The organism is Chitinophaga sp. S165 (assembly GCF_003182155.1).
GTDB lineage: Bacteria > Bacteroidota > Bacteroidia > Chitinophagales > Chitinophagaceae > Chitinophaga.
Genome location: NZ_QGTG01000004.1, coordinates 13,831 through 25,572, shown reverse-complemented (window position 1 = coordinate 25,572; position 11,742 = coordinate 13,831). Strand labels below are relative to the sequence as shown.

Below are 11,742 nucleotides of genomic sequence, written 5' to 3'. Positions count from 1 at the left end.
ATATGCGGAGAAGATCATTTATACAATCCATCGCAGGGCTCACGGTTGTGAGTAGTTTTATAGCATCCTGCCACAAACAGCGTGTAATCGGTGGCAGTGTAATAGGCACAAGTGCTCATACCGGCCATCTGCTGCGTGATAAGAAATTCGCGGCACCAGTTAGTACGACAGAACATGCGGTAGTGATCGTTGGCGGAGGGATCAGCGGATTATCTGCCGCCCGTCATCTGCACCGCCAGGGTATTAGAGATATTGTTATACTAGACCTGGAAAAGGAAATGGGTGGCAATGCTGCCTGTGGGAAGAATGATATTTCCGGTTATCCCTGGGGCGCTCACTATGTTCCTATTCCTAATAATGACCTGACGGAATATACCGACTTTATGCGCGAATGCGGGGTTATCACAAGTGACAGTACCGCTCTCCTACCCACTTACAATGAATATCACCTCTGTTTTGACCCGGAGGAAAGACTATATATCAATGGCCAGTGGCAGGAAGGACTTGTACCGCAATTTGGCGTACCGGAACGAGAAAAGGTACAGATCCGCCAGTTCCTGGAAAAAATGCAGGCTTTTCGTATAGCCAAAGGTCAGGATGGGAAAGATGCTTTCGCCATTCCGCTGGATAACTCCAGCAAAGATCCCGCCTTCGTACAGCTTGACAGCCTTACCATGAAACAGTGGCTGCAACAGCAGGGCTTAACTTCTGAATACCTGCAATGGTATGTAAACTACTGCACACGCGACGACTATGGCACTACTTATGACGAGATCAGCGCCTGGGTGGGAATCCAGTATTTCGCCAGCAGAAAAGGAAAAGGCAGTAACGCTGATCATCATGATGTACTGACCTGGGCGGAAGGGAACGGTTGGCTGGCAGCACATCTGAAGAAAGAACTACAACCTTATTTTCACAACCAGGCGTTAGTGGCGCGTATCCACCAGGACAATGAGATACTTTCGGTAGATTATTTTGATGTAAAAGAAAGCCGGTTAAAGAGAATCAATGCCCGGCAGTGCATTCTTGCGGTACCACAGTTTATAGCAGCGAGGATAATGCACGATGAGGAACGTATGCAGAAAGTGCATCAGCATATACAATACAGTCCCTGGATGGTGGCCAACATCCGCACAAAGGAACTGGAAGAAAGGAACGGACCTCCACTCAGCTGGGATAATGTATTATACAATAGTCAGTCGCTGGGATATGTAGAGGCCACACACCAGGAGATCCGGCAAGGCATCCAACAGCGGAACCTCACTTATTATCTGCCGTTAACGGCGCATACGCCTGCAGAAGAAAGAAAGACCGCGATAGAAATGACACATGCGGAGTGGGTAAAACTGATCGTTGACGACCTGGAGAAAGTACATCCTAATATTGCAGATGCTATTGAGGAAGTGAATGTAATGGTATGGGGACATGCGATGGCCAAACCATTGCCGGGTATAGCACATGGAACTATCCGCCAGGAGCTTGCCGCATCTGTAAACGACAAGCTGCATTTCGCCCACACAGACCTGGCAGGTAACAGCATCTTCGAAGAAGCTTTCTATCAGGGGCTTTCAGCAGCAAAAAAAGTAACAACACATTTATCAGGTAACATATGAATAAGCAACCGTGGATAGGCAAACCGTGGACTGACAGTATTTTTATATTGTTACCTCCTTTTCTAAGTCTGCTGGTAGTTATATTATTTCCATCCCTCTTCCTTAATAACAAGGAAATGCCGGTGGCCGGCTGGGTTGTACTGGTGCTGCTGGTAGACGTCGCACATGTCTACAGCACCTTATACCGGACCTACTTCGATCCGTACGCATTGAATAAACAACGTTTCCTCCTTTGGATCATACCACTGGTGAGTTTTGTAGCCGGTGTGCTGGTATATACAATGAGCAGTCTGTTGTTCTGGCGGATACTTGCTTATGTAGCCGTTTTTCATTTCGTGCGGCAGCAGTATGGGTTCATGCGTGTATATAGCAGACAGGAAAATGCACACAGGTATAGTAAAGTAATAGATACCATCACCATATATACAGCTGCATTATACCCGATGGCATACTGGCATTTCAGCGGTCCGCGTAACTTCAGCTGGTTTATTGAAAATGATTTTGTCTTCTTTCCTTCAGCGGCATTGCTGAAGATACTAACTATCGCTTACTACCTGATCATTGCAACGTATATGATCAAGGAAGTGTATCTGGCCGTTATTACCCGCAGTGTCAATATCCCTAAAACAGCCATTATCACAGGTACGCTTGTGTCCTGGTATTTTGGTATCGTCTATTTCAACGGTGACATGGCCTTTACGCTGTTAAATGTGATCAGCCACGGCATACCTTATATGGCGCTGATCTGGATGTATGGAAAGAAACAGTACAAAGATCCCGGCAAGAGCAACTCATTCCTGCAACTTGTATTCAGCAGGTATGGTATTGTGGTTTTTCTTCTTTTGATCTTCCTGTTTGCCTTTATAGAAGAAGGCCTGTGGGATATGACCGTGTGGCAGGAGCATTCCACGATATTCGGTACGGCGCATTTACCGTCGTTAGAGCTGAGCCATCAATTACTCAGCCTGATCGTCCCGCTGCTGGCCCTGCCACAGATCACCCATTATATTCTTGACGGTTTTATCTGGAAGATAAAAAAGGAAGAATTCAAATGGAGCAATGAACGTTAGTTAGTAGTTGCTTCTGTTGTACTACCCTGGTTCACTAATGCCAGTAGTTCGTCTTTTTTGCCTGTTTGCAACAATATGCCGATCAATCCGAGATAGACGCGTTGCTGTTCTTTGTTCAGCCCCTGAAACAATCTTGGCTCTGTAGAGTAAATGCCCTTCAGGAATTGTCTCAGTTCCTTGTTATTTCCGGCGGCAGGTAAGATGCCATTACGTTCGTAGTTGTCTATCAGCTTCACGGCGGCCTCGCCATCCACAAAGGACTTCTGTCTCAGTCTGACCAACTCGTGCAGATGTCCCATTACCTCTTTGAAAACGCCGTGTTGTCTGGTCCTTTCGAACAGGTTCTGGGTTTGTTCGTTATCGCCTGGGTTAAAGGCATCAAAGTAGCGGGATTCTACATATACGCTGTGATAAAATCCGATCGCGTTATTGTTGAAAGAAGTCAGGTCTTTGAAGACTTCGGACTGTTTTGAGTTCAGGAAGTAGAAGAAGAACCTATCCCCTATCCTTTCTGTCCATCTTACAAAAGTGATCCTAAAATAGTATTCAATACCTTCTGCATCTTTCAGGGATATTACACCCGTGTCGCTTTCTGCAATAGATGGCTTGTATTCAATCGGCACTCCGTTGATCCTTATCTGATAATCCTTTTCCCTATTTAACATCAGGAACCAGCCGAATTCGCGTACCAGGAAGCTCTTAAACTCGTCTGACTGGAAAGAAAAACCGGATACTTCGAACAGATCATAGAAAGTAACTGTAGTGCTGGTTGTTTTCTTTACGGTCTTCTTTTTGCCTTCAGGATCATAAAAATCTTTTGCGTTCCTGCTGATGGTGATATCGTATTCCATCATATCTCCCGTCTGGCTATCTCTGTATACGGTATGCCACATGGCTTTACCGCTAAAAGCAGAGAAAGAGAAACGACCGCGGCCTTTATTTCCTTTTATGAAGGAAGAGAACTTCTGGAAGGAAGCTTTTTTAATGGAGTCATTGAAATGACCGAAAGTTTCCTTCAGCAGGTCATAGTCAATACCGGTGCCATTATCCGTAATAGATAAACTGTAGATCGTATCAATCTCATTAGATTCAAAATGAATATCGATCACAGAGGCGGCTGCGTCAAATCCATTCCAGATATACTCGGCTACGGCCTCCATGTAGTCTTTCGGAAGTCCGGAAGACTGGATACCTGTATCCGTCACTGACACTTTTTCTTTCATCTTAGCTATTTTGGCTGCTATTTACTAATTCTTCCAGTAATACGGAACTTTTTGTTGTGATAATTGCCTGAAACACATCATCCTGCTTTACATGTGTGGGCATGTTAAGCAGGATGACAGCGTTTTCCTTTGCAAACAGGTTAGTAAATTATACCAGGTTCTTTTTGATATATTTAATACTCTTGGTAATGCTGTCGAACGGATCACCCGGGCATTGATCCTGTTCAACGAAGAAATATTTCATGCCTGAGTCACCAACATGTTTGAATATTTCTTTGAAGTCTATTGAGCCGTTACCTACTTCTGTAAATGCCTGTTGAGGTGTTTTATCCATATCCTTTACATGCCAGAGCGGGAAGCGGCCTTTATTAGCTTTCATCAGGGCAACAGGGTCCAGACCGGCTTTCTTTACCCAATAGATATCCATTTCCATTTTTACCAGGTCTTTGTCGGTATTCTTTAAAAGGATATCATAAGGCAATTGTCCATCTTGCTGTTGGAATTCAAAATCGTGGTTATGATAGCAGAACTGAATACCTGCTTTTTTACAAACCTCGCCAGCCTTGTTGAAGTGCTCTGCCAGTTGTTTGTAATGGTCCAGGCTACCACGTTCATCTTCCATCAGATAAGCGCAGACCATATATTTAATACCTACTGTTGCAGCGTCATCCACAGCTTTTTCCCATTCGTGTAATACAGTCCCTTTGATGTCAGCACCATTCATTTTTGCCTCTCCCAACATATAGTGGCTGCTAGGCATTGAAAGCCCCTGTTGTTTCAGTAACATGGCGAATGCTTTAGCATCCATGCCATAGAATTTTTGTGTACCGGTGTAGGTCGCGCCTTCCACGGTATTAAATCCCAGTCCGGCAACCTTTTTCAGCGCCGCTACCGGGTCTTTCTGCATGGCATCCCGTACGGTGTATAATTGTAATCCGATATTGGTAATTGATGCCATCCATAATGAGGAAGGCCTGATGAGTAAACCGGCCGAAGCCAACGTGGTTGCTTTAAGGAATGATCTTCTCGACGTCATTGGAATTTATTTCTTGGTTAAAAATGGGTTGTACGATAGCTGACACAGGATAAAGATAGGGTTTAGGGGAATATGGTGTTAGGCCGATGTAATAATTTCCTGCGTTAAAGGGACAAGCGATTAAATTTGCCGTTATATGAAGACTGTTACCATTTATCGACCGGCATTTGTGTTATAAGCTACCGTAAGCCCAGTGGCCTATAGCTATTGGCATAGTCGTTGTCCTTAATTTGCTCTTGATCACTTTCCAAGTAGCAAATATGGATTCATCCCCGCAGTTTATAGTTGTAGCAGGCACTTCGGCAGGTGGTCTACCTGCACTGAAACTATTTGTCAGTACGCTTAGCCCTGAAATGATCTAACACTTCAGGCTTTTCAAGCGTACCACTTGTCTGTGTCAGCATCTGAAAACCTTCTGCATAAAAGCGTGTATTGGAGGGCAAAACTTTGCCTGCCTGTGCCAGTATTACTTCGCTGATATCCACCGGTGTATTGCCTGTATTTACGATCCGCGTAGTACAAAGGCTGCCATTCCAGGAACGGGTGACCTGAACGGTAGCAGGCGCAATTACTCCATTGGTTGTGACAACTGCAGTTTCAATCCGGATGTTTAAGTCAGACACTCTTGCTACCGGTACATTCCGTAGATTATAAAGTGATGAAAGCATCCGGTATTCCCTTTACGGTAGTGCCTAGCACACTCTTTCCGTTATTTAGGTGTACACTTATCTGTGCCTGTCCATTAGCCAGTTGCACTTTCCGGGATCCACCGGCTGTACCCTGATCATCTATTAGTACACCACTACCAGCGATAGAGAAATTAACATAGTTTGCTGCATCCAAACAGGGTACACCATTAGCATCTACCAACTTTACTTTTATTATAGCCGTATCGCCGGTTATTCTTTTATCAAGTTGCATACTCGCCGGTTGATTCCATTGGCCGGTCTGATAAGTAAAAAGAATTTCATCCGTTACAGATTCCTTTCCATTACGAGCAATTACCTTGACACGATAGTCCCCTTTATGCAGCGGCAATTGCCATCGAAGTCCGGCAGCAGGAAAGTCCTGGCTGTTACGTTTTTTTATACCATAACTCTTGTCGTTCACAAACAGTTCAGCTTCCAGACAATTAGAGTATACCCATATCATTTTTTCCTCTCCATCTTTCCCCCAACGCAAGGGCCAGTTATGTCCGTAAATATGTGCCATGGGTTGTTTAGTCCAATAGGACTGGAATACGTAATACGCTTCCTTTGGTGTAAGATCACGAGCAACGATACCTTTCTGGTTAACATATGGTACCGGGTTTTCAGGACGCAAAGGCGTAGAAAAATCTTTGAATATCCAGTAGGCACTACCGGTAAGTTGCGGGATAGTTTCCTGTTCTTTCAGATGCCAGTCAATAAGGTTGCAGGCATAGGTCTCTGACCAGTCACCGTCTTTGGATGCACGGGCACTACCACCGGTGAGTGCAAAATCGCCGGTGCGCTCATCGGCGCCTTTACCTGTGGTAACTTTCTTCAACGCAGCTTCGGGATATTCAGCATGTCTACCCTGGTGGCTATCAGCGCCCCATTCTGCGTGAAAGAAATGAGGTACGTCAGCAATAGCCTTCAGCGTTTCCTCTTTATACTCGGTATAACGGCCTCTGTACCAGCCCGCCCAAATAGAGGGAGAATATACATCTACAATATCTTTACAGAAATCACAACGGCGGATAGTTGTTTTTCGCGTACTGTCCAGCCGGTGAGCGAGTGCATTTAATTCGCTCATGAAAGCGCGGATCTGTTGTTTGTCAAACTCCGGGAAGTCGCCGGGCCAGTCGTTTTCATTACCGAGGCCCCATAAGATCACTGAGGGGTGATTATTGTGCTGCGCAATCATATTGGCGAGCATACGGCGTGCCTGCTCTTTGTATACATCACCACCGAGGCCACCGCGACACCAGGGAATTTCCTCCCATACCAGTATTCCCAGGCTATCGCAAAGTTGCAGTACTAAAGACGATTGCTGGTAATGACCTAAACGTATAAAGTTAGCGCCCATGTCTTTGATCATTTTCATCTCACGGCGGATCACCTCTTCTGTGAGCGCAGCAGCAACACCAGCCCCATCTTCATGCCGGTGTGTACCTTGTAACAACAGCCGTTTTCCGTTTAGCATGAAAGGGCCATGCATTACAAATTCAAAATGCCTGAAACCAAAATGCCCGTTCCAGGTGACTTCGTCTGCATTACTTTTAAGGCGGGCCTGCACGGTATACAATTGCGGTTGTGCAGGTGACCACAATAAAGGTTTCTTCACAGTGAATGGTGATAATACCTGTACGCTATCCTTTAGTGATATCTGCTGCGTAAAGTGATGTACTATTTTTTGCTGTGGGTCCAATACATCGACATCCAATGTAGCCTGACCGGTATGCAGCGGATTACGGAAAGCAGCGCGGAGCTGCACTACCCCTACTTTACCCTGGGCATCTACCTGCGCCTGGATGTGTAATTGTTCAAAAGACAGAGCAGGTGTATATACAAGATCAGTGTACCGGTATAAACCACCATACACATTAAAATCAGACATATCAGAAGGAATCATCTCCACATCCCTGGCATTACTACAACGGATCTCTAATGGTACTTTACCTTTATACCGTTTAGCTTCGGGACTTTGCAGGAACCGTTGCAGGGCATCTGTGATATCCACAGTCCATTCATCATAACCGCCTGTATGGTGAGCCACAAGGGAAGTGTAAATATAGACATCGGTCTTTTGTCCGGCGCCCTCGAAATGCAGCAGCGTGCGTCCCTGAACGTACGGGTTTTTAATATCTAATACGGTCCTGTACCAGCCTGGCCCCTGGTAATAATTCACATCCGGATCTACCGCATCTTTTGCATTAAAACAATGCGGCAGACTAACCTTTTCCCAAAGCGGTACAGATTCCGGGCTACCTTCTGCGGCCGGACGTACTGCTTCCCATATGCTGCCAAGATCTTGTCGTATAAATTCCCAGTTCTGAGTAAGACGCTGACTTTGCTGGGCCTGGGCTGTGGATCGTAATAAACAGAAGATAAGTCCTGTTAGGAGCAGATAACGGATCATTATTAATAGTGAATTAAGTGTTATAATATCAGTAGCCGGTAATTACAGGCAACGGTTTCATGATTCATTACTCCTGAAGGTAATGATGTCAGTTATGGACAGTATTTTCTATTGAGAAAAAGAGGGATGGATAGTGGGTATTACCCCTTCTTTTTCATAAACCCGGAATATTGATCCTAAGTTATGCAACCGTTTGCATTAAATGAAATTCTTGTTGGAATTTATTGGTTGTTGGTATTGGAGGTCACAATATTCTCACTTCCAGGAACGGTGTTTTTGTTATTAAAGTTGAAGAAAAAAAATTTACAGAAAATCTCTCATATCAAAAGATTATGTAACTTGCTGTAATATCTCCCCCTAAATTTATTACGTTCTAATTTTATTTACCTGATCCACAAGTTATGTTGAGGATCTGTGATTCGATAGTATTATAAAATTAGAATAGACTTTCTGACCTGATTCCTGGTGAATGAGGTTCTAATTTATTGATTCGATAAGTCTGAAATTTATTTAATAGTAACCAACCATATAAGAGAAAAGTTATGAATAACAGTCAAATTATTATTTATCAAACTGCAGATGGGCAAACATCAGTTGATGTAACACTGGAAAATGAGACCTTATGGCTTTCACAACGCTTTATGGCAGAGCTCTTTGAGAAAGATTCCGATACAATAGGCCTTCATATTAAAAATATTTATGACGAAGGGGAACTAGATGAAAAATCAACTACCGAGAAATACTCGGTAGTTCAACAAGAAGGCAAACGAAGTGTCAGACGCAATATAACCCATTATAACCTCGACGTTATTTTATCAGTAGGCTACCGGGTAAGTTCAAAAAGAGGGACCCAGTTCCGCATATGGGCCAATAAAGTCCTGAAGGATTACCTTATCCAGGGTTACTCCATCAATGAGAAACATTTGAAAGAACAAGGACAGCAATTTAACGCACTAAAACAAACGGTCCGTTTACTGGGTAATGTACTTGAAAATAACCCTTTAACGAATGATGAAGCCAGTGGCTTGTTAAAAGTTATCACAGACTATACCTATGCACTGGATATTCTGGATAAATATGATCATCGCAGGCTAACTATAGAAGCCACACATTCAGATCAGGTCTTTATTGCCACATATGATGAAGCCATGAACGCAATCCGGGGCTTAAGGGAAAAATTTGGAGGAAGTAGTCTGTTCGGCAACGAAAAAGATGAATCATTCAGAAGTTCTATTGCTACAATCTATCAATCATTTGGCGGTAATGATTTTTATCCCAGCATAGAAGAGAAAGCTGCGCATCTGTTATACTTTGTAGTAAAAAATCACTCGTTCTCGGATGGCAACAAAAGAATTGCAGCATTCTTATTCGTATGGTTCTTAGAAAAAAATCGTATCCTGTATCATGAAGATGGAAGCAAGCGTATTGCTGATAACGCTTTGGTCGCATTGACGCTGATGATTGCGGAAAGTAAGCCGGATGAAAAGGATATTATCGCGCAAGTGGTGGTTAGTCTGATTAATGGTTATAATTAAGATAGTTTGAAACATAACTGACAATGAAGTTATTAACAGAGCAACAGGCTAAAAGTCGTAAACTCTTACTATATTCTATAATGCTGATCCTTAAACCAATTCAATGAAATTACGTTTTAACTGGTTGTACTTTCTTCTTGCCCTTTTGATCTTTGCTATAGAAGTCCTCATCGCTGTTTATTTGCATGATGGGTTCATCCGCCCTTATGTCGGCGATTTCCTGGTAGTTATTTTAATATATTGCTTTGTACGCAGCTTTGTTCAAGCGCCCATGATACAGGTAGCGTTAGCTGTGCTGGCCTTTTCTTATTTGGTAGAAACATTACAGTATTTTAAAGTGGTGAAGCTTTTAGGCCTTGAACATTCGCGCACAGCTAATATTGTTATTGGCAACTACTTCACGTGGACAGATATACTATCTTATACACTGGGCATAGGCTTCACTATACTGGCTGAAAAATTGATTACCGGGAATAAGATTAACAGAATAAAAGAGAACACTATAACTAGCTGATCAACTATTCACAAACATTTTTAATCAGATTTTAAGTCCATCCTTATCTTCTACGCTAACGCCCGTCGCTAGTGCACATAAGTCTATTACACAATCCCCAAACGGCTACGTTGGACCCGACAACAAAGCAAATTGAACTCTGAAACAAAGCTCAGTGTTGAATGCCGCAGTAATTTTGTGTAAAACAAGGAACAATGAAACAGATAGATCAGATTTACATTAACGGGCGGTTTATTTCCCCCAAAGGAACAGAGAAAGCAGACATCATTAGTCCGGTAGACGGATCAATCGTAGCGCAACTTACCTACGCGAACGACAGCGATACAGAGGATGCTATCGCAGCTGCCACCGAGGCACTTAAACATTATTCCCAGAGCACTATAAAGGAAAGGGCAGCTTACCTTCAAAAGATCCATGACGAGATCATGAAGAGAATTGATGACCTCATAGAAGCCACCATCTTTGAATACGGTGCTACAAAAGAACGGGCGAAGTGGTCAAATATGCTTGCGGCTACTACATTTTCAGGATACATACCAGTTCTTGAACAGTATCAGTTCGAAAAAAATGTTAACGAATCGAAAGTGGTAATGGAGCCGGTTGGCGTTGCTGCATTATTTACGCCCTGGAATTCAAGTTCAGGTTCTATCGCTGCAAAAGTAGCACCTGCACTGGCTGCCGGCTGTACAGTTATTATCAAACCGAGTGAATTCAGTCCCTGGCAGTCTCAGATCATCATGGAGTGTATTCACGCCGCAGGTTTACCCGCAGGTGTAGTTAATATGGTGAATGGACGGGGAGATGTTATCAGCAAGGCACTTATGGAAAGTGTAGATGTTACCAAGATCTCTTTTACAGGTTCTACACAGGTAGGCAAGCTAATTGCTCAGCAGTCAGTTGCAACAATGAAGAGAGTGACGCTTGAGTTAAGTGGTAAATCTGCCAATATCATATTAGATGATGCCGATATCTCTACAGCCATACCAATGGCACTCCAGGCTTCCTTTATGAACAACGGACAGGCATGTGTGGCCGGTTCCAGGCTATTAGTCCCCGAAAGTAAAATAGCTGAAGTAAGAGAAGCATTGCTGAAAGCCACCGAAAACTTTAAAGTAGGCAGACCTTATAATGATGATGTTAATGTAGGTCCTGTTGCCAGCCAAAAGCAATACGACCGCATACAACAATATATCAATATCGGCCGGGAAGAAGGTGCAGAAATTATATGGGGCGGTACCGGCAGACCGGAAGGACTTGACAATGGCTATTATGTAAAGCCTACAATTTTTATGGGCGTGAATAATAATATGCGTATTGCCAGAGAAGAGATCTTCGGACCTGTACTTAGTGTTATTCCTTACAGCAATGAGGAAGAGGCAGTTGCTATTGCAAACGACAACGGCTACGGTTTAATGGCATACATTAGCTCTAAAGACGTGGATCGCGCCAATAAACTGGCCTCCCGCCTTAAAGCAGGCAGAGTATTGGTCAATACGTTAAAGCATGATCCTTTAGCTCCATTCGGCGGATTCAAGCAATCAGGCATTGGCAGGGAAAACGGAATATTCGGTCTGGAAGGCTTCCTGGAAACCAAAGCCGTTATATCTTGAGGTTATACTGACTATTTCAATAATGAAACACAGCATAGA

The 11,742-nt window shown here is 43.6% G+C and carries 9 protein-coding genes; 5 read left to right on the top strand and 4 right to left on the bottom strand.

From position 1 onward, the window contains the following. The first annotated feature begins 2 nt into the window (after positions 1-2). Complete coding sequence (locus C7475_RS17310; protein WP_110054671.1) at positions 3-1,613, top strand: FAD-dependent oxidoreductase; 1,611 nt, start codon at positions 3-5, stop codon at positions 1,611-1,613. Further along, the gene (locus tag C7475_RS17305; protein ID WP_110054670.1) at positions 1,610-2,683 is read left to right on the top strand and encodes a hypothetical protein; all 1,074 of its coding nucleotides are present in this window, start codon (positions 1,610-1,612) and stop codon (positions 2,681-2,683) included. Before C7475_RS17310 ends, C7475_RS17305 begins: the two co-directional genes overlap by 4 nt. Here the strand turns inward: C7475_RS17305 and C7475_RS17300 are convergent. From C7475_RS17300 to C7475_RS17285, 4 genes are all read right to left on the bottom strand, one after another. Beyond that, complete coding sequence (locus C7475_RS17300; RefSeq protein ID WP_110054669.1) at positions 2,680-3,906, bottom strand: ATP-binding protein; 1,227 nt, start codon at positions 3,904-3,906, stop codon at positions 2,680-2,682. The two genes, C7475_RS17305 and C7475_RS17300, sit on opposite strands and share 4 nt — an antisense overlap. 148 nt (positions 3,907-4,054) lie before the next feature. Next, the gene (locus C7475_RS17295) at positions 4,055-4,942 is read right to left on the bottom strand and encodes a sugar phosphate isomerase/epimerase (RefSeq protein WP_110054668.1); all 888 of its coding nucleotides are present in this window, start codon (positions 4,940-4,942) and stop codon (positions 4,055-4,057) included. Between the two features lie 326 nt (positions 4,943-5,268). Further along, positions 5,269-5,610, bottom strand: coding sequence for a hypothetical protein (locus tag C7475_RS17290; RefSeq protein ID WP_110054667.1), 342 nt, complete (start codon positions 5,608-5,610; stop codon positions 5,269-5,271). Then, positions 5,591-8,044 carry a glycoside hydrolase family 2 TIM barrel-domain containing protein gene (locus C7475_RS17285; protein ID WP_110054666.1) on the bottom strand — a complete coding sequence of 818 codons (2,454 nt, stop codon included), beginning with the start codon at positions 8,042-8,044 and terminating at the stop codon, positions 5,591-5,593. Before C7475_RS17285 ends, C7475_RS17290 begins: the two co-directional genes overlap by 20 nt. A gap of 542 nt (positions 8,045-8,586) precedes the next feature. Between C7475_RS17285 and rhuM the strand changes: the two genes are divergently transcribed. From rhuM to C7475_RS17270, 3 genes are all read left to right on the top strand, one after another. Further along, positions 8,587-9,579 carry a virulence protein RhuM/Fic/DOC family protein gene (gene rhuM, locus C7475_RS17280; RefSeq protein ID WP_110054665.1) on the top strand — a complete coding sequence of 331 codons (993 nt, stop codon included), beginning with the start codon at positions 8,587-8,589 and terminating at the stop codon, positions 9,577-9,579. Between the two features lie 103 nt (positions 9,580-9,682). Then, entirely contained in the window at positions 9,683-10,093 is a 411-nt protein-coding gene (locus tag C7475_RS17275) for a DUF2809 domain-containing protein (RefSeq protein ID WP_110054664.1), read from the top strand. 194 nt (positions 10,094-10,287) lie between these two features. After that, entirely contained in the window at positions 10,288-11,703 is a 1,416-nt protein-coding gene (locus C7475_RS17270) for an aldehyde dehydrogenase family protein (RefSeq protein WP_110054663.1), read from the top strand. Positions 11,704-11,742 lie beyond the last annotated feature (39 nt).

Excerpts from the sequence above, each read along its gene's own strand:
- C7475_RS17290 (WP_110054667.1), bottom strand. The coding sequence starts at position 5,610 with ATGCTTTCATCACTTTATAATCTACGGAATGTACCGGTAGCAAGAGTG.
- rhuM (WP_110054665.1), top strand. The coding sequence starts at position 8,587 with ATGAATAACAGTCAAATTATTATTTATCAAACTGCAGATGGGCAAACA.
- C7475_RS17285 (WP_110054666.1), bottom strand. The coding sequence starts at position 8,044 with ATGATCCGTTATCTGCTCCTAACAGGACTTATCTTCTGTTTATTACGA.
- C7475_RS17300 (WP_110054669.1), bottom strand. The coding sequence starts at position 3,906 with ATGAAAGAAAAAGTGTCAGTGACGGATACAGGTATCCAGTCTTCCGGA.
- C7475_RS17295 (WP_110054668.1), bottom strand. The coding sequence starts at position 4,942 with ATGACGTCGAGAAGATCATTCCTTAAAGCAACCACGTTGGCTTCGGCC.
- C7475_RS17270 (WP_110054663.1), top strand. The coding sequence starts at position 10,288 with ATGAAACAGATAGATCAGATTTACATTAACGGGCGGTTTATTTCCCCC.
- C7475_RS17275 (WP_110054664.1), top strand. The coding sequence starts at position 9,683 with ATGAAATTACGTTTTAACTGGTTGTACTTTCTTCTTGCCCTTTTGATC.
- C7475_RS17305 (WP_110054670.1), top strand. The coding sequence starts at position 1,610 with ATGAATAAGCAACCGTGGATAGGCAAACCGTGGACTGACAGTATTTTT.
- C7475_RS17310 (WP_110054671.1), top strand. The coding sequence starts at position 3 with ATGCGGAGAAGATCATTTATACAATCCATCGCAGGGCTCACGGTTGTG.